General features: G+C 37.2%; 23 protein-coding genes, 1 tRNA gene, 1 pseudogene and 1 riboswitch. Of the genes and pseudogenes, 1 reads left to right on the top strand and 24 read right to left on the bottom strand.

Annotation, left to right across the window (positions count from 1 at the left end; genetic code table 11):
* Position 1 precedes the first annotated feature (1 nt).
* From ACHUE4_RS01830 to ACHUE4_RS01740, 19 genes are all read right to left on the bottom strand, one after another.
* Positions 2-832, bottom strand: a complete 831-nt coding sequence (locus tag ACHUE4_RS01830) for a cytochrome C assembly family protein (RefSeq protein WP_394187580.1) — start codon at positions 830-832, stop codon at positions 2-4.
* Between the two features lie 89 nt (positions 833-921).
* Positions 922-2,286 carry a glutamyl-tRNA reductase gene (gene hemA / locus ACHUE4_RS01825; RefSeq protein WP_394187579.1) on the bottom strand — a complete coding sequence of 455 codons (1,365 nt, stop codon included), beginning with the start codon at positions 2,284-2,286 and terminating at the stop codon, positions 922-924.
* Positions 2,287-2,944: 658 nt separating this feature from the next.
* Complete coding sequence (gene yihA, locus ACHUE4_RS01820; protein WP_394187578.1) at positions 2,945-3,553, bottom strand: ribosome biogenesis GTP-binding protein YihA/YsxC; 609 nt, start codon at positions 3,551-3,553, stop codon at positions 2,945-2,947.
* Positions 3,550-5,877: an endopeptidase La gene (gene lon / locus ACHUE4_RS01815; RefSeq protein ID WP_394187577.1), complete on the bottom strand. Its 2,328-nt coding sequence runs from the start codon at positions 5,875-5,877 to the stop codon at positions 3,550-3,552. Before lon ends, yihA begins: the two co-directional genes overlap by 4 nt.
* 129 nt (positions 5,878-6,006) lie before the next feature.
* The gene (gene clpX, locus ACHUE4_RS01810; RefSeq protein WP_394187576.1) at positions 6,007-7,275 is read right to left on the bottom strand and encodes an ATP-dependent protease ATP-binding subunit ClpX; all 1,269 of its coding nucleotides are present in this window, start codon (positions 7,273-7,275) and stop codon (positions 6,007-6,009) included.
* Between the two features lie 200 nt (positions 7,276-7,475).
* Complete coding sequence (gene tig, locus ACHUE4_RS01805; protein ID WP_394187575.1) at positions 7,476-8,759, bottom strand: trigger factor; 1,284 nt, start codon at positions 8,757-8,759, stop codon at positions 7,476-7,478.
* Between the two features lie 99 nt (positions 8,760-8,858).
* On the bottom strand, positions 8,859-9,860 hold the full coding sequence (locus ACHUE4_RS01800; RefSeq protein WP_394187574.1) for a tetratricopeptide repeat protein: 1,002 nt from the start codon (positions 9,858-9,860) through the stop codon (positions 8,859-8,861).
* Between the two features lie 60 nt (positions 9,861-9,920).
* Positions 9,921-11,156, bottom strand: coding sequence for an ATP-binding protein (locus tag ACHUE4_RS01795; protein WP_394187573.1), 1,236 nt, complete (start codon positions 11,154-11,156; stop codon positions 9,921-9,923).
* Positions 11,157-11,340: 184 nt separating this feature from the next.
* Positions 11,341-11,414: transfer RNA gene (locus ACHUE4_RS01790), tRNA-Arg, on the bottom strand.
* A 73-nt stretch (positions 11,415-11,487) separates the two neighbouring features.
* Positions 11,488-11,997: a metallophosphoesterase gene (locus ACHUE4_RS01785; RefSeq protein ID WP_394187572.1), complete on the bottom strand. Its 510-nt coding sequence runs from the start codon at positions 11,995-11,997 to the stop codon at positions 11,488-11,490.
* Between the two features lie 13 nt (positions 11,998-12,010).
* Positions 12,011-12,607: an XTP/dITP diphosphatase gene (locus tag ACHUE4_RS01780; protein ID WP_394187571.1), complete on the bottom strand. Its 597-nt coding sequence runs from the start codon at positions 12,605-12,607 to the stop codon at positions 12,011-12,013.
* Positions 12,604-13,362: a ribonuclease PH gene (gene rph / locus ACHUE4_RS01775; protein WP_394187570.1), complete on the bottom strand. Its 759-nt coding sequence runs from the start codon at positions 13,360-13,362 to the stop codon at positions 12,604-12,606. The genes ACHUE4_RS01780 and rph overlap by 4 nt, the downstream gene beginning before the upstream one ends.
* A 99-nt stretch (positions 13,363-13,461) precedes the next feature.
* Positions 13,462-14,259, bottom strand: coding sequence for a glutamate racemase (gene racE, locus ACHUE4_RS01770; protein ID WP_394187569.1), 798 nt, complete (start codon positions 14,257-14,259; stop codon positions 13,462-13,464).
* Between the two features lie 10 nt (positions 14,260-14,269).
* Positions 14,270-14,728: a MarR family winged helix-turn-helix transcriptional regulator gene (locus ACHUE4_RS01765; protein ID WP_394187568.1), complete on the bottom strand. Its 459-nt coding sequence runs from the start codon at positions 14,726-14,728 to the stop codon at positions 14,270-14,272.
* Between the two features lie 76 nt (positions 14,729-14,804).
* Entirely contained in the window at positions 14,805-15,032 is a 228-nt protein-coding gene (locus tag ACHUE4_RS01760) for a helix-turn-helix domain-containing protein (protein ID WP_394187567.1), read from the bottom strand.
* 59 nt (positions 15,033-15,091) lie between these two features.
* Entirely contained in the window at positions 15,092-15,535 is a 444-nt protein-coding gene (locus tag ACHUE4_RS01755; protein ID WP_394187566.1) for an acyl-CoA thioesterase, read from the bottom strand.
* Between the two features lie 272 nt (positions 15,536-15,807).
* The gene (sdhB, locus tag ACHUE4_RS01750; RefSeq protein ID WP_394187565.1) at positions 15,808-16,581 is read right to left on the bottom strand and encodes a succinate dehydrogenase iron-sulfur subunit; all 774 of its coding nucleotides are present in this window, start codon (positions 16,579-16,581) and stop codon (positions 15,808-15,810) included.
* A gap of 2 nt (positions 16,582-16,583) precedes the next feature.
* Positions 16,584-18,341 (bottom strand): succinate dehydrogenase flavoprotein subunit, encoded by a 1,758-nt coding sequence (sdhA, locus tag ACHUE4_RS01745; protein WP_394187564.1) that lies wholly within the window; start codon positions 18,339-18,341, stop codon positions 16,584-16,586.
* A gap of 57 nt (positions 18,342-18,398) precedes the next feature.
* A complete protein-coding gene (locus ACHUE4_RS01740) occupies positions 18,399-19,010 on the bottom strand; it encodes a succinate dehydrogenase cytochrome b558 subunit (RefSeq protein WP_394187563.1) in 612 nt (203 codons plus the stop codon).
* A 274-nt stretch (positions 19,011-19,284) separates the two neighbouring features.
* Here ACHUE4_RS01740 and ACHUE4_RS01735 point away from each other — a divergent pair, with 274 nt between their 5' ends.
* The gene (locus tag ACHUE4_RS01735) at positions 19,285-19,701 is read left to right on the top strand and encodes a YslB family protein (protein WP_394187562.1); all 417 of its coding nucleotides are present in this window, start codon (positions 19,285-19,287) and stop codon (positions 19,699-19,701) included.
* Positions 19,702-19,741: 40 nt separating this feature from the next.
* Here the strand turns inward: ACHUE4_RS01735 and ACHUE4_RS01730 are convergent, their stop codons facing one another.
* The 5 genes and pseudogenes from ACHUE4_RS01730 to ACHUE4_RS16605 all read right to left on the bottom strand — a co-directional run.
* Positions 19,742-20,119 carry a DnaJ family domain-containing protein gene (locus ACHUE4_RS01730; RefSeq protein WP_394187561.1) on the bottom strand — a complete coding sequence of 126 codons (378 nt, stop codon included), beginning with the start codon at positions 20,117-20,119 and terminating at the stop codon, positions 19,742-19,744.
* 47 nt (positions 20,120-20,166) lie between these two features.
* Positions 20,167-21,390 (bottom strand): aspartate kinase, encoded by a 1,224-nt coding sequence (locus tag ACHUE4_RS01725; RefSeq protein WP_394187559.1) that lies wholly within the window; start codon positions 21,388-21,390, stop codon positions 20,167-20,169.
* A gap of 103 nt (positions 21,391-21,493) precedes the next feature.
* Positions 21,494-21,675: riboswitch (Lysine riboswitch) on the bottom strand.
* Positions 21,676-21,717: 42 nt separating this feature from the next.
* Positions 21,718-23,508 carry an excinuclease ABC subunit UvrC gene (gene uvrC, locus ACHUE4_RS01720; RefSeq protein WP_394187845.1) on the bottom strand — a complete coding sequence of 597 codons (1,791 nt, stop codon included), beginning with the start codon at positions 23,506-23,508 and terminating at the stop codon, positions 21,718-21,720.
* Positions 23,509-23,562: 54 nt separating this feature from the next.
* On the bottom strand, positions 23,563-23,877 hold the full coding sequence (gene trxA, locus ACHUE4_RS01715; RefSeq protein ID WP_394187558.1) for a thioredoxin: 315 nt from the start codon (positions 23,875-23,877) through the stop codon (positions 23,563-23,565).
* 462 nt (positions 23,878-24,339) lie between these two features.
* Positions 24,340-24,499, bottom strand: a pseudogene (locus ACHUE4_RS16605) (IS110 family RNA-guided transposase); the annotation flags it as partial.

Below are 24,499 nucleotides of genomic sequence, written 5' to 3'. Positions count from 1 at the left end.
CTTAATACCAAAAATGAAAATCAGATAGGCGACTTCCTAAGAAGAAATTAACTAATACGAGGAGAAATGCATACACATGCCCCCAAGCATAGCTTGTCCCATGAAGTAGTCCCTTCTGACGTCTATAAAATAGAAAACCATATACAAATAATATGAAGATAGATCCAAATATTTTTATATCCAATATGGTGAATTCATTAAGCGATACATATGCCCATTGTAATCCGAGAATTAAACTGACTAATAAAAACGGAATACCAATTCCGATTGAGACTGTCATACCTTTTTCAGCTTGACCAAGGGATGGCAAATTCCCATACTGCTTAGTCCATTTCTTTTTCTTTAATAAGCGATACAAGATATGATACAAAGCTGAAAATACAAAGGACAGTGAAAAAGCTACATAGGACAGTATGGCAAACGTTATATGAATAAATAACAACTCGGACAATAAAGAGTCTCCTACTGAAGACTGTTCAATTTGAACTGGAGCAAATGTATGGATGGTTATAAAAATGAACCCAATCACATTTAAAAAGAATACAGGCACTTTTTCTCGAAAAGTTACATGTAAAATAATCGACAGTGTGATTAATAACCAAGCATAAAAGTATATTCCCTCAAATAATGTGAGAATCGGAAATCTCTGCGTTTCCACTATGTACAAGACTAAAAATACTGTTTGCAAAATCCATACCGTACTAAGTATCCAAAAGGCAATACGATATGCTTTTGAATCTTTATCTAAATAATCGATGAAGTAAAAGACAAGACTAATTGCGTAGAGGATGACCATTCCTTCATGCAACCTTGTCATGGTTATATCCACCACTGCTTTACCCCTCTCTTTTCATCATGAGAAAAAGCGTTTTCGCATGTATAGTTTAACATACATGAACGAAAACGCCTCCCTACTAGAATTTAATATGAGTACCCTGGATTTGTTACTTTCTTCGTTTCTTCAGGAAAGTCTACTGACTCTTTTGCAACAGCCATTAGTTTTTCTTTCTCTTGTTTAACTTCTTCTTCAATTCCAAAAATCTGTTGGAATAAATCGAGTTGTTCTTGTGATTTTGGTGAAGAAGCTAATTCTTTCGCTTGAAGAATCGGATCTTTTAGTAATTGATTGATAATAGACTTTGTATGCTTACTTAATATTTTGCGTTCACGATCAGTTAGGTCCGGCATTTTATTTTCAATGCTTACCATTGTATCCGATTGAATTTGCAACGCTTTTTGACGAAGTGCCGAAATAACAGGGACAACGCCTAGAGTTCCAAGCCAATCTTTAAATTGGACTAATTCATCTTCAATCATCAACATGATTTCATTTGCTGCACGTTGACGCTCAGCTAAATTAGCTTCTACAATTCCTTGAAGGTCATCAATATCATATAAAAACACATTAGGAAGTTCCCCAATTCGCGGATCCAAATCACGCGGTACGGCAATGTCCACCATGAATAATGGTTTTCCTTTGCGTAAACGTTCTACGTATTGCATAAGGTCCAAATCAATCACAAAATCCGTTGAACCTGTGGAGCTAATTAAGATATCTGCTTCTAATAAAGCACATTGTAATTCCTGCATAGACTTAGCTTGTCCATCAAATTTAGCAGCAAGTAATTGAGCTTTTTCAAATGTTCGATTAATAACAGTCACTTTTTCAGCACCGCTACCATGAAGGTTTTTAATCGCCAATTCACCCATTTTTCCTGCACCTAAAATGACCACATGTTTATTCTTTAATGAACCAAATATTTTCTTACCGAGTTCAACAGCTGCATAAGAGACAGAAACAGCATTCTCACCAATCGCTGTTTCAGCATGTGCTTTTTTAGCGAGTGTTACAGACTGTTTAAACAATTGATTAAACACAGTTCCAGTTGTTCCACGTTCTTGAGCATCTAAAAAGCTTTTTCTCACCTGACCCAAAATTTGTGTTTCCCCTAAAACCATTGAATCAATTCCAGCAGTTACTCGGAACAAATGCTCCATCGCTCCATCTGCTTCATAGATGAAAAGATATGGAGAAAAAGAATCGATTGGTAGCTTGAACCATTCGGCAAGGAATTGTTTAATATAATATCGTCCTGTATGTAACTGATCGACAATCGCATAGATTTCCGTTCGGTTACACGTAGACACGATGACATTTTCTAATATGCTTTTTTGCGTTTGTAGTGCTTGCATCGCCTGCGGTAAATCGGATTCAACGAAGGATAATCGTTCGCGAATCTCTACCGGAGCTGTACGAAAATTAACACCTACGACTATGGTATGCATGGCCTCATGACACCTCTCACGTTCTATTTCATGCCTTTTATTATAACATAACCATTCATAAAACAAGGTTTTAAATGTGAACAAGCTATGAAATCAAGGATGAGTCATGTTCTTATTTATAATAATTATAAAGTAAGTGTATCAAAACGAACGGATGCATACAAACGTTATGATTACATAATTCATTTTGCCTCGAAAATTGTTGTAAATACAGTGAAGTTGACAAATATTATGTACGATGCCCTTAATTGAAGTGATTATAGATTAAAAAGAGGTTGCTGATTTTCATTGCAGCGGACGCTTTCCGGGGGCACTCCCTCTAGCCGCTTCCCTCGCGTTGCTCAGTCCAGGGTCTAAAGTGATTGCTATTCCCCTGGATTCGCCGCCTCCATTTCAATCAGCAAAAAAATATTAGTTTAACATAAATGGAAATATGAAATTTTAACTCATATAAGTAAAGTATATCAATGGTCTAGACATGAAGACCGAGTGAATTGCCAGATGTCCTAGTTTCCATAAGACTCGAGTAAATCATCATCCTGACACGAAAACCCACTATAACGGTTTAAAATTTCCAATAAAAATAGAAAAACCACTCTATCTCAATTTAAATCGAGATAGAGTGGCTTTGAAAAAAAATTAGGGAATGCAAATTTACTTACTCAGATTCAATTTCTTCAGTCGGTAACATACGACGTTCGATTTCTGCCCATGCTGCATCGAAGCCCATACCTGTTTCTGATGAAAATAAAATCATTGTATCATGCGCTTCCATGTCTAATTCTTCACGTACCATTTTCTTATGTTTCTCCCATTTGCCTTTAGGGATTTTATCCGCTTTCGTAGCAATTACGATACACGGGATATTATAATATTTCAGAAAATCATACATCATGCAATCATCATCTGACGGTGGGTGACGAAGATCGACAATCTGAATAACGGCTTTTAGTAAATCACGTGTCGTAATGTATTCTTCAATCATCTTGCTCCATGCTTCACGTGATGTTTTTGATACTTTTGCATAGCCATATCCAGGTACATCTACAAAAAAGAGTTTTTCCTCAATTTTATAGAAGTTTAATGTCTGCGTTTTCCCTGGTTTAGATGATATACGAGCCATACTTTTACGGCCAATCATTTTATTAATAAATGAGGATTTACCTACATTGGACCGTCCAGCTAAAGCAAACTCTGGCAACCCACCCTCTGGATATTGTGCTTGTCTTACAGCACTTATGACTAATTCTACGTTATGAACTTTCATTGCACGCCTCCTTCTAATGCTATTTCTAGCACTTCATCCGCATGCGAAACAAGTTTGAACGTTAAATCTTCACGCACACTTTCCGGTATATCTTCTATATCACGTTCATTGTCTTTCGGTAAAATAATGGTCGTTAAACCAGCACGATGTGCACTTAGCGTCTTCTCTTTTACACCACCAATCGGAAGTACGCGACCTCTTAATGTGATTTCTCCAGTCATTCCTACTTCACGTTTAATTGGACGTTTTGAAAGAGCTGATACTAATGCAGTAGCTATGGTTATACCTGCTGATGGACCATCCTTTGGAACTCCGCCTTCAGGAACGTGGATATGAATATCACACTTCTCATGGAAGTCTGTATCAAGACCCAATTCTTCTGCTTTAGAGCGCACAAACGATAATGCTGTTTGAGCAGATTCCTTCATAACATCACCTAACTTACCAGTTAAAAGGAGTTTCCCTTTACCAGGTGATAACGCTACTTCGATTTGTAAAGTGTCTCCACCGACCGTTGTATATGCTAGTCCTGTTGCAACACCCACTTGATTCTCCGTCTCTGCTTGTCCATAACGGAATTTATGCTTACCAATTACTTCTTCTAAATTTGTTGGAGTCATGACAATTCGTTTTTTATCAGTGGAAACCACTTGTTTCGCAGCTTTACGACAAATCGCTGCGATTTGTCTTTCTAAACTACGAACGCCCGCTTCTCGCGTATAGTAACGAATTAAATCCAAAAGTGCATCATCACGAAGTTGTAATTGTGATTTAGTTAAGCCATGTTCTTTTAATTGTTTTGGCAATAAATGATTTTTGGCAATTGACTGTTTTTCCATTTCTGTATACCCAGCAATTGTAATGATCTCCATGCGATCGCGTAAAGGACCTGGAATTGTACTTAAATCATTGGCAGTTGCAATAAATAAGACATTAGATAAGTCGTACGTTTCTTCAATATAGTGATCACTAAATGAATGATTTTGCTCAGGATCTAATACTTCAAGCATAGCGGCACTCGGATCGCCCCTAAAATCATTAGACATTTTATCAATTTCATCTAATAAAAATACCGGGTTAATCTTACCTGCTTTCTTCATACCTTGAATGATACGTCCAGGCATAGCGCCGACATACGTACGTCGATGTCCTCTAATTTCAGATTCATCTCGAACACCACCTAATGATATACGAACGAATTGGCGTCCAAGCGATTCAGCAATTGAACGAGCTAGAGAAGTTTTACCGACACCCGGAGGTCCAGCAAGACATAGAATTGGACCACGCAATGATTTTGTTAATTGACGAACTGCTAGGTATTCCAACACTCGTTCTTTGACAGTTTCTAAACCATCATGATCACGGTCTAATATTTTTTTAGCTCGATTAATATCTAATCGATCGGCAGTCGAATCTTTCCAAGGGAGAGATACAAGCCAATCTAAATAATTTCGAATGATGCCACTTTCTGCAGCAGCAGAAGGTAATTTCTCATATCGATCGAGTTCCTTAATTGCAGCTTTAAGTGTAGCTTCGGGCATTCCGGATGCATCAATTTTCTTACGAAGATCTGATACTTCACCTGTCTTCCCTTCTCGATCACCAAGCTCAGTCTGAATCGCTTTCATTTGTTCACGCAAATAGAATTCCTTTTGTGTCCGTTCCATCGCTTGCTTCACACGAGCATTGATTTTCTTTTCCATATCTAACACTTCTTGTTCATTGTGTAGGCGATTGACCAACCACTCTAAACGCTCTTTCGTATCAAATATTTCTAGAACTTCTTGCTTACCACTAACTTTAAGCGGCAAATAAGAAGCAATCATATCAGCTAATCGACCAGGTTCTTCAATATCAGACACAGTATCATATGTTTCAGTGGTTACTTTTTTAGAGACTTTCGAGTATTTTTCAAAATACTGTAATAACATTCTCATTAAAGCTTCATGCTCTGCTGTTTTTTCTGGTTCATCCGGAGAAGTTTCTACTTGTACGACCGTATAATTCTTGTCTTCTTTATAGTTTTTCCAAGAAGCACGCTCAATACCTTCAACCAATACTCTAATTGTTCCATTTGGAAGTTTAATCATTTGATTCACATGAGCAAGTGTACCAATCTCATACAAATCATCTTCCACAGGCTGTTCTACATTCATCTCTTTCTGCGTTGCTAAAAACACCATATTATCTGTTAACAATGCTTGCTCAAGTGCCGCGACTGATCGTTCTCGTCCAACATCAATATGTAATACCATTGTAGGGAAGACAAGAAGCCCACGAAGTGGCAATAATGGAACTTTTTTTTCCTCTTTTTTCTTTGGCATGCGGGAATTCACCTCCATCCGATTCTGTCCGATTTACCCGCAAATCAAACATATGGAAGAAAAAGCTGACATCCGATTTACGCGTATGCACACGCATGCTCGAAGCCAGCTTATCTGTATCAGCTTATTTTATGCTGAAGTTTTTTTATTATCCTGATTTAAAACTGTACCGTCAGCTAAAATTAATTTTGGCTGTGCATTGTCAGTAACAGTCTCTTTCGTAACGACACATTCGACAATATCTTCACGTGAAGGTAATTCAAACATTACATCTAACATTAAGGATTCGATAATAGAACGTAGTCCACGAGCACCAGTTTTACGATCAATCGCAAGTTTAGCAATTTCAAGTAATGCATCATCTTCAAATGTTAATTTCACATCATCCAATTCAATCATTTTTTGATATTGTTTTACCAAAGCATTTTTAGGTTCAGTTAAAATTTGAATTAAAGCATCCTCATTTAACTGTTCCAAATTAGCCAAAACTGGTAAACGGCCGATGAATTCAGGAATTAATCCGAATTTCAATAAATCTTCAGGGATTAATGAAGATAATAAAGACGCATCTTCAATTTCTTTTTTATTTGGATCTGCTCCAAAACCAATAATTTTTTGGCCCAAACGACGTTTGATGATTTGATCAATTCCATCAAATGCTCCACCAACGATAAATAAGATGTTTGTTGTGTCAATTTGAATAAATTCCTGATGAGGATGTTTACGTCCACCTTGAGGAGGTACACTCGCTATTGTTCCTTCTAAGATTTTCAATAAGGCTTGTTGAACACCTTCCCCTGAAACATCACGAGTAATCGAAGGATTTTCAGATTTACGTGCAACCTTATCAATTTCATCAATATAAATAATTCCTTTTTCTGCTTTTTCCACATCATAATCGGCAGATTGGATTAATTTAAGTAAAATATTTTCAACATCTTCCCCAACATAACCAGCTTCAGTTAATGAGGTTGCATCTGCAATAGCAAATGGAACATTAAGTATACGTGCAAGAGTTTGTGCCAATAACGTTTTACCACTACCAGTAGGTCCAATGATGACGATATTCGATTTCGAAAGTTCTACATCATCAATCTTACTGTTTGAGTTAATACGCTTATAATGATTGTAAACTGCAACAGCTAATGATTTTTTAGCTTTATCTTGTCCAATTACATATTCATCTAATATAGACATGATTTCTTTTGGCTTAGGTACTTCTTTAAATTCTGTTTCTTCTTCCGTACCTAGCTCTTCCTCAACGATTTCTGTACATAATTCTATACATTCATCGCAAATATATACACCTGGTCCAGCGACCAATTTACGAACTTGTTCTTGGGATTTTCCACAGAAGGAACACTTTAAATTCCCTTTTTCATCATTAAATTTGAACAAAATATTCACCCCTATTCAAGCAACAATCTTACAAGATTCTATAACGGGAATCAACTAATAAGATTGACGAAAACTTAATCAATTTGTTTTCATCGCTATTCCTTCTATTGTATCAATCATAATCATTTCTATGTATGTGCAAAACAAGGCACGGGCTAAATGTCCGCGCCTTGTTTCAGTATAACTTATGATTCTTATAATTATGAAATTTTAGCGTTTTCAACTAAAAATTCAACTGTTTTTTGCATACGTAGGTCATTCTCTAAAGCTTCAGTTCCACCAAGTGCAGTGCGAATTTGATCTACTGGCATGTTGAATTGTTCAGCCATTTTCTCTAATTCAGCATTCACATCTGATTCAGAAACTTCGAAGTTTTCAGCTGCAGCGATTGCTTCTAATGTTAATGAAACGCGTACACGCTTAGTTGCATCTTCTTGCATTTGTGTGCGAAGAGCATTTTCGTCTTGACCAGAGAATTGGTAGTATAAATCTAAATTCATACCTTGAGATTGTAAACGTTGACCAAAGTCATTTAACATACGGTCTGTTTCTGAATTAATCATTGCTTCTGGAATATCGATTGTCGCGTTTTCAGCAGCTTTTTCAACTAACTGATCACGTAGAGATGAATCAGCAGCTAATTTTTTGTCAGCAGCTGTTTTCTCTTTTAATTTCGTACGAAGTGCGTCAATACCTTCAACTTCGCTGTCCATTTCTTTAGCAAAATCATCATTTAATTCAGGAAGTTCTTTTCCTTTAACTTCTTTCACAGTTACTTTGAAAGTAGCTTCTTTACCTGCAAGCTCTGCTGCATGGTACTCTTCTGGGAAAGTGACAACAACGTCTTTTTGGTCTCCTGATTTAGAACCGATTAATTGCTCTTCAAATCCAGGAATAAATGAACCAGAACCGATTTCTAGTGAGTGATCTTCACCAGCTCCACCTTCAAAAGCTTCTTCTCCTAAGAATCCTTCGAAATCGATAACAGCTGTATCTCCATTAACAATTGCTTCGTCTTCTTTAATAACTAATTCTGCAAGACGAGTTTGTTGCTCTTTTAATTGAGCTTCAATTTCTTCATCCGTAACTTCAGCAGATTCTTGAGTTACTTCAAGACCTTTGTAATCACCTAGAGTAACTTCAGGCTTAACTGTTACTTTAGCTGTGAATACTAAGTTTTGACCTTTTTCCATTGTTTCGATATCGATTTCAGGACGATCAACAGGATCGATTCCCGCTTCATCAATTGCATTAGCATATGCATCTGGAAGGATGAAATCTAAAGCATCTTGATATAAAGACTCAACACCAAAGCGTTTTTCAAACATTTGGCGAGGCATTTTCCCTTTACGGAAACCAGGAACATTAATTTCTTTTACAACCTTTTTAAATGCTTTGTCTAAACCTTCGTTAACTTTTTCAGCAGGTACCTCAATTGTTAGAATACCTGTATTACCTTCTTGTTTTTCCCATTTTGCAGACATATATTCAACCTCCATCGTTTTATTCAGCGAATTTCATGCTTATCTATGATTTTGACAACCATTCTAGTATAGCACACATGTGCATACTTTCAACTTATTTCACATCTCACGCAATTCAAAAAGGATATCAATTTTTATAATAAAATCGTAAAGCTTCCCTTCTAATGAAACATCTTCACCTAGCATACCACTAACATAATCAATATACATATTCCCAACCTCATCAGCACCATGTTCAAACCAGTCAAAAGGATAAGTGGCAAACGAATGACGTAAAATCAGATCCTCTACCATTTCTAGCTTAGAAGGATTTTGAACAAGTCTATCCTTCACCAGTTTTAAAACGTCTAGAACCACTGTTGTTTCTGCTGGATCGGATAACAATTTCGGGTTGATGGCAGCTGAGCGTCCAAATTTTTCTATGGTCATTTCTCGATCCATATTGGCGTGCACCATCAACAGCAAGGCAAAAGACTTGGTAATTGGGGATAATAAATCATGTTCCACAATCGCAACTAGTTCTTCCTCGACTTGAGTTAAATCTGATCCCTCTAGCTCCACTAAAAGCTGTTGTTGTTTGTCTTCAGAAAATCGACTAAACGTATGTATTTCAAATAAGGTTGTATCAATTACATGTGTTTCTGGAAGGTCAGATAAAAATTCATTACTCTTTTGTTTAGCGAGTTTATTCCCAAGTTCAAGCAGTTGCTCAAATTTTTCAAGTTTATCAGCAGGAATTGGTGCTTCATCAATCACTGCGGATAAAATCTCTTCCATTTTTTCAAATTCACGCAACTCCATTAAGATAGTGACATACAATTCAACCGTTTCAAAGTAATACGTGGGTCCAATTTTTAGCAATTCTTCACAAATCACTTTTGCTTCTTCAAATTCTCGTGTTTCATATAAAGAATATGCAAAGACACCAAGTGTCTGTTCGTCTGCTTCACGGTACGTTAACGCTTGCCGTATTGATTTAACCGCTAAATCATATTGAAATTCTTCAGCGTGCTTAAGGCCATCAGAAATTAATCGGTCCACCATCCCTGGAAAGACGATTACATTTTGATGTTTTTGAATTTTTCCATGCTTTTTACGCAATGTAATGACCGCCTTTCTCTTGTGTATATAGTAGCACAAAACGAGAAAAGCATACGCATACTAAACAGGTAATGTGATAATAAAAGTTGTTCCCTTATGCTTTTCGCTGACTACCTCAATTTTGCCCTTCAACTTGCTAATCGTTCCATAAACCATCAACATACCGAGACCCGTGCCTTCAGTTTTCGTAGAATAATATGGTTTACCTAATTCTAAAATTTCATCCGAAGTCATGCCAACACCATAATCTTGAACTTGTATGACGATTGCTCGCTGTTCTTCAGTCACCGTGATGAGTAGTGTCCCCCCGGTTTCTTTCATTGATTCTATTCCATTCTTAATTACATTAATCATGCTTTGTTGAATTTGATTTTGATCGTATTTCTTCGTTAAGGTATTAGAAAACCGAAAATCAAAGTTCACTTGATTCATATTTGCATATGGACCAAGAATATTTAATACATATTCCATATCTTCTTTTAGATTGCTGTTAACCATATTTTCAGATTGTGGTTTGCCATAACTTAAGAAATCACTCACTATCTTTTCGGCGCGTTCTAATTCGAGTAAGGAATAATCAATAAATACTTTTTCGTCATATGAGATTGTCTTAGATTCTTTTAACAATTGAAGAAAACCATTCGTTACAGTCAATGGATTTCGAATCTCATGAGACACACTTGCTGACAATTCACTCATGACATGTAATCGTTCCGTGTGAAGAAAACTTTCCCGATTATTAATATTTGAAATGACTTTTTCAATCATCAATACATTTAAGGAAATAATAATGACATGTGTTATAAGAGAGTACGTCGCAAGTGTCCAATACTCTCTCGTTAATTCTTCAAAAAATGTACTTAATGTCGCTAAATAAAGAATCATCGTAAATAGGGCAGCTGAAACCGCCATATATAATCTTTTCTTCGTATTTGCTTTTAAGAATCTTCGATGGAAGAACGGAATGACTAAGAGGATTGCAGTCGAAAATAAAAATGATTGCCATATCCCATCGCCACCTATCATAAATCGATAAAAATTTAACACCATAAAAAGAGGAATCACTTTTTGATACCCTCCGTAAAGGGCAACGATAATAAACGGAATGTAACGTAAATCGAAAATAAATCCGATTTCAAGTTTAATCGGATAAATCATACACAAAATCATTGATATTGTGGAAAATAAGACGAGAAAGGTTTGATTATAAAAGTGACGTCGACTATCAAAAAAGATAACAAAAATTAAAATAGGAAAGATTAAAAATAAAATATTTATTAAGATGCTTTCTAACATATTCATTCCTCCCCCATTCGTTATCTTCAACAGTGAAAATTATACCTGCAATTTGATATATACGATATTTCTGATAGGCAAAAAAACGAACAAAAAAACCTTCTTTTCAAAAAGTGTCTCCTTCAAGTCTCGAATGACTCAAAAAGGAAATACCAGTTTGGAAAAGAAGGTTTTTTATTCTTTACGTCCCAGGAGGGATTCGAACCCCCGACCGACGCCTTAGAAGGGCGTTGCTCTATCCTGCTGAGCTACTGAGACTTGTGCAAATTCACTTCGTTTCAGAAATGAAAGACAATATTTATTATAGAAATGCTACAGGCAAAAGTCAACGTTAATTTTCATTTAATGAAAAACTCACCGACTCTAACTCTAAATGGGTATCTGAAAAGAATGTTACTACCCATTGGGAAGATGACTTTTCAATGATTGCATAACTCTTTTCTTTTCGTCCTCTAGGAACTTTTAAACTCCCTGGATTGACAAATAGTACGCCGTTTATCAATTCGGCACCAAGCACATGTGAATGGCCAAATAATACTAGATGAGCCTTGAGTTCTTGTGCTAGATAATTTAATGACATCAATGTAGACTTCACTTGAAAAAGATGACCATGTGTCATCAAAATATGTGTACCCTTAATAGTAGTGTTAACTTCAATGGGCATAGAAGAATCCATATCGCAATTGCCTAATACAACTTGAACGCCTTCCAATGAAGAATGATGTATGTCCAATTCACTATCTCCACAATGGAAAACAGCGTCAACTGAACCTACATGTTCCTTCACTCTGTCAATAACATCAGAATCTCCATGCGTATCAGACATAACTAAAATCTTCATACAAGCTACCTCCTTATGTAAATAAGTTTGGCAATTCGGCTTGGATTTTCTTGATAGCATTTCCTCTATGGGAAATCGACCCTTTCTCTTCAGCAGAAAGCTCTGCCATCATTTTCCCAAGTTGAGGTACATAAAATATTGGATCGTATCCAAAGCCATTCGTACCCTTTTTCTCTTTTGCAATTACCCCTTCACAAGTTCCGTAAACGGTTTTTGTTTCGAAGTCAGGACCAGCTAATGCTATTGCACAATAAAACCGAGCTGTTCGAGCTGGATCGTCAGTATTCGATAGTTCTTCTAACACTTTATCCATATTTGCGTCATCGCTCTTTGATTCACCTGCATAACGTGCAGAATAGACGCCTGGTGCACCGTTTAATGCGTCAATTATTAATCCACTATCATCTGCAATCACAAACATATCAAGACGTTGTGACAGTGCCTCAGCTTTTAAAATGGCGTTCTCTTGAAACGTTTCACCCGTCTCTTCAATATCCATATCGTCAGCGACATCGTGCAATGTCAGCACGGAAAATCCGTATGGATGAAATAGTGCTTCAAAATCTTTTGCTTTACCTTTATTTTTCGTTGCTACAATGACTCTTTTCATAACAAAGATTCGATTCTGTTGATCAGTCTTTCAGAAATCTCACCTAATGCAACTTTTTGTTGTTCAATCAATTCTTTTATTCCGATATCACCAAGATCAAGTAACTCATTTAATTGTTGTCTTGTGAACGTTGATTCTTCACCGGTACCTTGTAATTCAACAAAATTACCTGATCCTGTTTGAATGATGTTCATATCGACTTGAGCAGATGAGTCCTCTAAGTAGTTCAAATCTAAAATAGCACCATGTTCAGCATCAATTCCTACGCTTGTTGCCGCTAAAAAATCTGTTACTGGGAACAAAGGCAGTTGTTTTGCATCTTGTAATTTAGCAAGAGCCATTGTCATAGCAACAAAAGCACCCGTAATTGAAGCGGTTCTTGTTCCACCGTCTGCTTGGATAACATCACAATCAATCCACACTGTGCGTTCACCTAATGCTTCTAAATCTACAACTGAACGTAGCGCACGGCCAATAAGTCGCTGAATTTCCATCGTACGTCCTCCGATTTTCCCTTTAGATGCTTCACGTTGGGTTCTAGAATGAGTTGCACGAGGTAACATCGAGTACTCAGCTGTAATCCATCCTTTTCCTTGTCCTCTTAAAAAGTGAGGTACACGATCTTCAACTGTCGCTGTACATATTACTTTAGTTTGTCCTACTGTAATTAGAACAGAACCTTCAGGGTGCACTAAATACTCTGTATCAATTTGAACCGGTCTAATTTGCTCTTTCATACGTCCATCATTTCTCATTTTCATATGCCTCCTCGAATACTATCGCGAACTTTATCGTATCACATTTTGCTTAAACGAACCAAAACCCGACCATTCCTTTTTATGGGAACGTCGGGTTTATTTAAATTCAATGGATTGAATATTAGGCTCATCTATTTCAAGCCATTTTGTGACAATGGATTTGAACATAGGTATAGAACCAGTTGTATAAAATACATGTGGTTCTGTTGATGATGTTTCTTGATGTAGGTGGTAATATGTTAACAATTCCATTACGTCTTCAGCTGTTTCTTCAGCAGATGACAAAACTTTAATATGATTTCCCACCGCTGCTTCAATATGCTTTTGAAGTAATGGGTAATGCGTACAACCTAAAATCAACGTGTCAAAGGAGGCTTTTTTTAAGGGTTCAAGTGTTTTTGCCACTAACTCCCTTGCAAATTCACCTTCATATTCATCACTTTCAACTAATGGCACAAATGAAGGGCATGCAAATGGAACAATTGAAGTTGAGGATGATAAAGATTTAATAGCCTCTTCATAAGCTCCACTTCGAATCGTACCAGTCGTACCTAAAATACAAATCTCGGAACGAGTTGTCGCTTTAATAGCGGCTCTGGCACCAGGAAAAATAACACCTACTACAGGAAAAGGACAGTTTTTTTGTAATGATTCAAGTGCAACAGCGGTTGCTGTATTGCACGCAACTACAAGCATTTTAATAGACTGGTTTTGTAAGGCTTCTGCCATTTGCCAGGTGAATTTTCTCACTTCATGAGCAGCACGAGGACCATATGGGCATCTTGCCGTATCGCCAATATAAATGAATTGTTCATTGGGCAAACGATGTATGAGTTCTTTTAGAACTGTCAAACCACCTACACCTGAATCGATTACACCTATTGGTGCATTCACTCGATTCGCCTCAATCCTCTTTCATTTCATGGTGCAATTTTTTCAATAAAGCTGATAATTGTGTCACTTCTTGCTCGTCAAAGTCTGATAAAACTTCACGCAAATAATTTTGGCGTTTAACAATTACTTCTTCAATAATTCGTTCGCCTTCTTTTAAAAGGTGAATTTGAACAACTCGGCGATCTTGTTCATTACGAACTCGTTGAACCAGCTGATTTTTTTCCATGCGATCTACTAAATCAGTTGTTGTACTAAATGCTAAATACATTTTATTGGATAAATCACCGATCGTCATATCTCCATGTTCAAACAGCCATTGCAGTGCAATGAACTGAGGTGGTGTAATTGTATAATTACTTAGAATTTCTCGACCTTTTTGTTTAATGATTCCTGATATATAACGGAGTTCTTTTTCTAAGAAAGCCACTTGTTCTGAATTTGGTGCAGTATTTGTCATATGTTCTGTCATGTAAATGGTCCACTCCCCGAAAACGATTGGTTACATGTTTATTGTGACTTCTTTTTGTGAAAATGGCAAGACTTACTCATTCAAGAGCAAGCTCGCCAAGTCTTAGTAATTCTAAAATCGCTTGTGCTCGGCCGGAGACGCCGAGTTTTTGAATCGTATTCGAAATATGGTTTCGTACCGTTTTTTCGCTGATTTTCAACTGAATAGAGATATCCTTGGTTGAATAATCGCGCACTAACAATTGAAATATTTCACGTTCTCTACCAGTTAACAATGAACGATGATGTGCTCTTTCTGACAACATACGCCCCTCCTATCCGCTCTTCCTTGTAACGTATGTAAAAAGGATGTGAGCGGTGACGGCTAATTAGTAAAAAGAACTTTTTCTTCTTCTGACCATGGAGTACCCTTCCCAGTAGACTTATTAATTTGAACAATCGTCCCTCTACCAACGAAACAGGTTTCCCCTTTTGAATTTGTTGCATGATAATGAATATCTACTGAGGATGATCCAACAGAAGCTGCTTTTACATGGATGTTTAATTGTTCATCAAAAAACACTTGTCTCACATAATCACATTGTAAGTCGGCAACAACAGGTATTGTCGAACCTTTTGGATTCAACCAATCATTCATTAAACCAACATGTTTTAAGTATTCAATTCTGGCATATTCAAAGTAGGAAAAATTAACGGTATTATTTAAATGACCATACATATCTGTTTCTGAAAATCTAACCGTAACTGGCACGGAAAAAGTAAATTCTTTTGACCATTGCTCGAAATCCTCGATATATGTTGCTCTCATTTTTCATTACCCCTTTGATTCATAATATGAATGAATATTCATTCGTTTTTTATTGTATCAAAGCTTTCAAGTTTCTGAAATTAATAAAGATAGAATTTTTAAAAGGGTTCCACATTTTTATAATTAGTTTTTTAACATAAATGGATGATTTCTGTTACGACTTCTCTTCATGTTAGGGAACTTGCATAGCGATGAGTATCACAGAGTCACAAATCAACAAGTCAAAACAAACCAATAAAAAAAGCCTGCGATTAAACTCGCAGGCTAGAATATTAGTCAACCATATGGTCGCTTCCGAAGAAGTTTTTAAACATTTGAACTGTTGTATCACGGTTAAGAGCTGCAATAGAAGTTGTTAAAGGAATTCCCTTTGGACAAGCGACTACACAGTTTTGAGAGTTACCACAGTTAGCAAGTCCACCTTCACCCATGATTGCATTCAATCTTTCGTCTTTATTCATAGCACCAGTTGGATGTGCATTCATTAGACGAACTTGTGATAATGGAGCTGGTCCCATGAAATCAGAACCACTATTTACATTTGGACAAGCTTCCAAACAAACACCACAAGTCATACATTTAGATAATTCATATGCCCACTGACGTTTGCGTTCTGGCATACGTGGACCTTCACCTAGATCATACGTACCATCAATTGGAACCCATGCTTTAACTTGTTTCAATGAATCAAACATTCTTGTACGATCAACGATTAAGTCACGTACTACAGGGAATGTTTTCATCGGTTCTAAACGAACGGGTTGCTCTAATTGGTCGATAAGAGCCGTACATGATTGACGTGGACGGCCATTAATGACCATAGAACACGCCCCACAAACTTCTTCCAAACAGTTCATATCCCAGTTAACGGGAGTCGTTTGTTTACCATCAACGTTGACTGGGTTACGACGAATTTCCATTAATGCAGAAATGACGTTCATATTTGGTCGATAGTTTAACTCGAATTTTTCCCAATATGGTGTTGAATCAGTAGAATCTTGGCGAAGGATCTCAAGAACGACGGTTTTAGTAGCTGTTGCGTCCATTATTAATGATCCCCTTTCGACGAGTAGTCACGTTTACGTGGTGGAATTAAGGAAACATCGATCTCTTCATAATGGAAAATTGGAGCACCTGTAGCAGGGTCAAATTTTGCCATTGTAGTCTTCATAAATTGCTCGTCATTACGTTCTGGGAAATCTGGTTTGTAATGAGCACCACGACTCTCATCACGGTTTAAAGCTCCCAATGTAATTACGCGAGCCAAGTATAGCATATTTTTCAACTGACGCGTAAATGTAGCACCTTGGTTAGACCATTTTTGCGTGTCATTGATATTGATATTATTATAACGCTCAAGTAATTCTTGAATTTTTTCATCTGTTGCTTTTAAACGGTCGTTATAACGAACAACTGTTACGTTATCTGTCATCCATTCGCCAAGCTCTTTATGCAAGACGTAAGCATTTTCAGTACCATTTAAAGCCATTGTTTCATCCCATTTTTGTTGTTCAGATGCAATATGTGCATCAAAAATAGTTGAAGGCATATCTTCTGCACGAGTTTTAAGACCACTCATATAGTGAACTGCATTTGGTCCTGCGACCATACCGCCATAAATAGCAGATAGTAATGAGTTTGCGCCAAGGCGGTTTGCTCCATGCTGAGAGTAATCACATTCACCAGCAGCAAATAATCCCGGAATACTTGTCATTTGATCATAATCAACCCATAATCCACCCATTGAATAATGAACAGCCGGGAAAATTTTCATTGGAAGTTTACGTGGATCTTCACCTGTGAACTTCTCGTAAATCTCGATGATTCCACCAAGTTTAATATCCAGTTCTTTTGGATCTTTATGTGAAAGATCCAAGTACACCATGTTTTCACCGTTTACACCAAGTTTTTGATTAACACAAACATCAAAAATTTCACGAGTCGCAATATCACGTGGTACTAAGTTTCCATACGCTGGATATTTTTCTTCTAAGAAATACCATGGTTTGCCGTCTTTATATGTCCAAATACGTCCACCTTCACCACGAGCTGATTCTGACATTAAGCGAAGCTTGTCATCACCAGGGATAGCAGTTGGATGTATTTGAATGAACTCACCATTTGCATAATGAGCTCCTTGTTGATAAACGATTGATGCTGCAGAACCTGTATTGATTACAGAGTTCGTTGATTTTCCAAAGATAATTCCTGGTCCACCAGTAGCCATAATCACAGCATCACCGCGGAATGCACGAATTTCCATAGTCGTTAAGTTTTGAGCCATTACACCACGACAAACGCCATCGTCATCTAAAATTGCTCCAAGGAATTCCCATCCTTCATACTTCGTTACAAGACCATCTACTTCATAACGACGAACTTGTTCGTCAAGTGCGTACAATAACTGTTGACCAGTTGTTGCGCCAGCAAAAGCCGTACGATGGTGCATAGTACCACCAAAACGACGGAAATCTAGTAATCCTTCAGGTGTACGATTAAACATTACACCCATACGATCTAATAGACGAATAATACCAGGTGCCGCTTCAGCCATTGCTTGTACAGGTGGTTGGTTTGCTAAGAAATCCCCACCGTATACTGTATCGTCAAAGTGAATTGCAGGTGAGTCACCTTCACCTTTTGTATTTACAGCTCCGTTAATCCCGCCCTGTGCACAAACAGAGTGTGAGCGTTTAACAGGAACTAGAGAAAATAATTCTACAGGCGTGCCTTCTTCGGCCGCTTTAATTGTTGCCATTAAACCGGCTAAACCGCCACCGACAACAATCAATTTACTTTTTGCCATGATTTTTCTCACTCCTCTTTCTAGTAGTAGTCAAGCGCTTTCAATTCATTTAACTTTTTACACGAATGCAAGAAGTGCTCGAACGCCGACTACAGTTAATGCTAAGAAGATACCTATTGTCACATATGTTGAAATTCGTTGTGAAGTAGGTGATTGAGTGATACCCCAACTTACTAAGAATGACCATATTCCGTTTGCTAAGTGGAATGTTGCAGACACAACACCTATCACGTAAAATGCAAACATTAATGGACTCGCTAAAATATCAGCCATCATGTTAAAGTTAACTTCTTGAGCACCAATTGCTTTTTGGAATCTGGTTTCAAATATATGCCATGCGATAAACACAACAAGAATGATTCCGGTAATACGTTGTAAAACAAACATCCAGTTTCGGAATGTTCCATAACGTTGTGGATTGTTTTTCGCTGTAAAAGCTATGTACAGACCATAAAACGCATGGAACATTAGTGGAATGTAAATGACAAACCATTCTAAGAATAATACGAATGGTAAACTTTCCATAAAGTGAACTGCTGTGTTAAATGATTCTGCTCCTTTAGTTGCGAAATGGTTAACAACTAAATGTTGTGCCAAAAACAAACCAACTGGAATTATCCCAACAAGTGAATGTAATCGACGCAAATAAAATTCACGATCTTTCGACAAGACTGTTACCCCCCTTAGTACTTAAAATAGACAGACCAATATTTGCCTCCATATTTATGAAAGCAGATTGACTGCATATTTCATCATGGTACAATATTATGACATGTCCATTGTACTCTTCACACAAAGGAGCGTCAAGACAAGGTGCGTGAACATTCACGACTCAAAAAAGCAGAAATATGCTCAATTTTGACAATAAATCCTGCCTTGTTCAATGAAAATTCTAAAATCGAATATTTTTTCCAATGAAAATTCAATGAAAGCGGGATTGATTATGACAGAAAATGAAGAAAAAACAACTATGCCTACATTTGGGTACGAATTAATTAGAGATCATGTTTTAGCTTCTATCCTAGGCAAACATGAAGAGGATATATTATATTGGTCGGGTAAAGAGCTAGCTCGAAAATTTCAAATGTTCTCTATGGATGAAGCGATTAGCTTTTTTAAGGAAGCTGGTTGGGGTGATCTTCGTCTCGTTAAATTGGAGAAAGACGAAGCTTTTTATGAATTAACTGGTGATGCTGAATTATTGAATATGCAACAACGTTGTTTTAAATTAGAAGCCGGTTTTCTCGCACAGCAACAACAAAAACTAGGTGGATTCTTAACTGAATGTTACGAAGAAAAGGCTCTAAAGAAAAACCATATTCTTTTCCATGTGAAGTGGGATTTAAAAGAAGCAATTTAAAAACTGGCAAGACACGCTTTTAACGTGTCTTGCCAGTTTTTTAATCCCACTTCAACTTCGCATCAATTTGTGATTGATATTGTTTAAATGCATTGCTATTTGTTTGGATACCTTTTTTCGATAATAGCTGGTTCATCTGAGTCAATTTTTGATTATACTGTTTCTCAAGCTCCGTTTTCTCTTGATGAGTTGCGCGTTTCATTTGTAGTTGTAATTCGCCCATTTCTTCTTTAACGAACTGAGCTTCATCATCATGCCCCGAATTTTTAAGAATGCGCATGACCATTCGAATATCCTCTGGATAATGAGCAAACTCATCTGGTGGTAAGGGTTTCCCTGCACCGGGAAGATTTTCAAATTGCCCCTCACGTTGTGCTTTTTTTATTAAGTCCTCCACGATATGCCAGTTCAAATTCACCACAGCCTCTCATGATCTATATGGACTGATTATACCATGAAATTCCATTAAACAGTAATTGCAGCTAAACCGAATTCATCATGTAAAGCTTTAGTTGCTCGAATCATATCCACTTCCGGCACTACAACTGATACTTTAATCTCTGAAGTGCTTACCATTTTAACTGGGATACGTTCAATTCGTAAACGATCAAACATTTGGGCAGCTACACCTGGATTGGAAACCATTCCAGACCCAACAATCGATACTTTAGCTAATCCAATTTCAAAGTTTGAAGATTGGTATCCCAAGTTTTCTTTATTCGTTTCTAACACTTGAATACATTCAGCGAAATCTTCTTTTTTTATGGAAAATGAAACACTTGGTTTTGTCCCCTCCATGATACTTTGTACAATAATATCTACGTTAATATGGTTTTTTGCTAACGTCGTAAATATTTTTGCCAGTGATCCATTAAAAGGAATCTCATAACCGATTGTTAATCGCACAATCTCTGTTTCAAATGCAACTCCACGGACAATTAGATTTTTTTCCATTGTTGGTTCCTCCAATAATATTGTGCCTTCTTCGTCAGATAAACTTGAGCGGACGCTAAGCGGGATGCCATAATTTTTCGCGAATTCAACTGCGCGAGGGTGTAAAACTCCCGCTCCTAAGTTAGCGAGTTCCAACATTTCATCATAGGATAACTCGGATAATTTGCGTGCATGATCAACATATCGAGGATCGGAAGTATAAATTCCATCAACGTCCGTATAAATATCGCATTGTTTTGCATTCAAAGAAGCAGCTAATGCTACTGCAGTTGTATCAGATCCTCCTCTGCCTAAGGTTGTTAACTCACCAAATGAATCCATCCCTTGAAAACCAGCAACCACTACAACTTTTCCATCACGCAACGATTGTTCAATGCGTGTTGAATCAATATGTTCAATGCGAGCATTCGAATGAATAGATTCCGTACCGATTCCAGCTTGCCAACCTGTATATGAAATCGCGTCCTGCCCCATATGTTTAAGTGCCATCGTTAATAATGATATCGTTACCTGTTCTCCAGTAGAAAGTAGCATGTCCATTTCCCTCTTGGATGGTTCAGATGCCAAATCCTTTGCTAACTTAACTAATTCATCCGTTGTTTTACCCATAGCAGATACAACGACTACAATCTCATGTCCTTTAGCTGTTTCACGAATGACACGTTGTGCTACATTTCGAATTCTTTCTGTATTCCCAACTGACGTTCCACCAAATTTCATAACAATTCGACTCAATAGTAACTCTCCCTTATATCCAAAGAAGCTAAAAAAAAGACAACTTATCCACGATTTTTCGTAGAAAGCTGTCTCTAATCATGTACGTTCATAAGAAGCGTCCATGTGAGATAGCCCTCCAGAATCGATTAGATTCTGACAATCTTGCATTTATTCAATGCAAAACCAGCGCGACAATTTAAACAGGATTGTCGAACTTCGGCGAATTTCCCTTTCATCTGCAATCATAGGATCTGTTGTATCCTCCTGCAGGGTACTAATGATTTTCGCGCCTCTATCATCACTTTTCAAGTGATTCAATTTCAGTGTGTTTACAATATCATAATATTACTCATTTGACAATGACTCGTTTTTAAAATAGGACGATACTGATTCTGCAATTTGTTGTGGTAAGCCAGAAGCTTTAAGTTCTTCAATTGATGCTTCTTTAATTCGTTTAACAGATCCAAAATGTTTTAATAACATTTTTTTGCGTTTTGGACCTATGCCTTCAAATCCATCAAGAGCAGAGGCAATGGTGTTTTTCCCACGTTGTTGTCTATGGAAAGTTATCGCAAATCGATGGACTTCATCTTGAATGCGTTGTAATAAATAAAAGGCTTCACTTGTTCGCTTCAATTGTATAATTTCAATTGGATTGCCATACAACAACGAAGCGGTTTGGTGTTTCGTGTCTTTTGCTAAACCCGCAATAGGAATCGACAAACCAAGCTCGTCTTCAATAACTTCCCTGGCGATTTCCATTTGTCCCTTCCCACCATCAATAATGATTAAGTCAGGAAGAGGTAATCCCTCTTGTAATACTCGAGTATATCTTCTTCTTACCACTTCACGCATAGCACCGTAGTCATCATGACGGGCTGCCGTTTTGGTTTTGTATTTTCGATAGTCCTTTTTGTAAGGTCTACCATCTACAAATGTAACCATGGCTGATACAGCGTCAGCACCATATATATGAGAATTATCAAAAGCTTCGATTCTTAGAGGTGTCGCTATGTTCATAGCTGCTCCAAGTTCCTCACATGCACCGATCGTTCGTTGATCTTGACGCTCGATTAAATGGAATTTTTCTTTTAGCGCAATTTCAGCATTTTTAGTAGCTAAATCAATCATTTCTTTTTTCTTTCCTCGGCTTGGTGAAGCCACTTTCACATTCAAAAGTTGATTGACCATATTTAAATCCACACTCTGTGGAACATAAATTTCTCTTGGCAAAATATGATGTGGTTTATCATAAAACTGGCCTAAAAATGTTAGGAATTCATCATCGGGATCTTGGTACAAAGGAAAAAGGGAAACATCACGTTCAATTAGCTTTCCTTGTCTTACAAAGAAAACTTGAACACACATCCATCCTTTATTGACAGAAAAACCAAAAATATCTCGATCCGTAAAATCATTCGTCGTGATTTTTTGTTTTTCCATTACCGTTTCGATATGCATAATTTGATCTCGATATTCTTTTGCCCGCTCAAATTCCAAGTTTTCTGCAGCTGAGGACATTTTCTCCGTCAACTCTTTTTTCACTTGTTGGTATCCACCATTTAAAAACTTGGTTATTTGATCGATAATTTCTCGATAAGAATCCTGCTCAATCGGTTTAACACAAGGAGCTAAACATTGCCCAAGGTGATAATATAAACACACGCGATCGGGTAGTGTTGGACATTTTCTTAACGGATACAGGCGATCAAGTAACTTTTTAGTAGCACTTGCTGCATAGGCATTAGGATAAGGACCGAAATACTTCCCTTTGTCTTTCTTAACTTGTCTTGTAGTGATTAGCTTCGGATGCTTTTCGCCTGTAATTTTAATATATGGATACGTTTTATCATCTTTTAACATGATGTTGTATTTAGGATCATGTTTTTTAATTAAATTTAATTCGAGAATCAGTGCTTCGATATCGGAAGAAGTCACAATATATTCAAAATCAGTTATTTCATTGACTAATCTTTGTGTTTTACCATCATGGCTCCCAGTAAAATAGGAGCGGACTCGATTTTTTAATACTTTGGCTTTGCCAATGTAAATAATCGTCCCTTGACGGTCTTTCATTAAATAACAGCCTGGTTGATCTGGTAGGATAGAACATTTTTGTTCGATTAATTCATTTATCATTATCATCACCTGTAAAAAAAACCGGGGCCCTTAGGGTTCCCGGTTTTTGTATTATGCGTGTTTTTGTACTAATTGAGCTAATGCTTCTTTTGGTTGGAAACCTACTACTTTATCAACTGGTTGCCCATCTTTGAAAAGTACTAATGTAGGAATTGACATAATTCCAAAGTTGCTAGCAGTTTCTTGGTTTTCATCAACGTCAACTTTGACAATTTTCACTGTTTCGCTCATTTCACCATCTAATTCTTCTAATACTGGAGCGATCATTTTACATGGCCCACACCAAGGTGCCCAAAAATCTACTAATACTAAACCGTTTGAAATTTCATTTGAAAAACTCTGATCTGTTCCGTGTACAATTGCCATAATAAAATTCCTCCTTAAAAATACAAACTCTAGACGTAGTATATCATGCGTCAAATATCCATGCGAATTTTTTGCTCACTATTAAATGAGTGAGAAAATCACTTATTGCTACCATATTAACACCTAATCCTTCGGCTTTTTTACCTGTGTTGATTTCCATTGCGGCGGACGCTTTCTTACCATTAGTCAATCTTTTTCCTTGGAATTTTATAAAATAATATAGGTAGTTCACTGATATAAGCCTATTGCTTTCCGTTTCGGCACTCGCTTTCCGCGGGCACGGCTTCAGACGCTTCACTCGCTCCGCTCGCTGCAGGGTCTTCAGCTCGCGCTGTTCCCGCAGGAGTCACGCGCCTACACTCCAAGTATCACGAAATCTGTATAAATAAGCATGCCAAATAAACCTGACGGTTAATATTTTTTTCGCAGGGGCTAATATGCTATAATTTTAAATAAATTCAGTTACGATGCTTTGCCTGATTCGTACTGGTACAGAAGGCCGTTTTGAATAAGGTGAAATGCCACTTTCAAGAACTTATTCATAGACGCAATCATCGCAACCTTATGGAGCTTTCCATTGGGTTGCTTTTTTAATTTATCGTAATAATCCACAATTGTATTT

The organism is Paenisporosarcina quisquiliarum (assembly GCF_043641925.1).
Lineage (GTDB): Bacteria > Bacillota > Bacilli > Bacillales_A > Planococcaceae > Paenisporosarcina > Paenisporosarcina quisquiliarum_A.
This window is presented reverse-complemented; position numbering and strand designations above follow the sequence as displayed.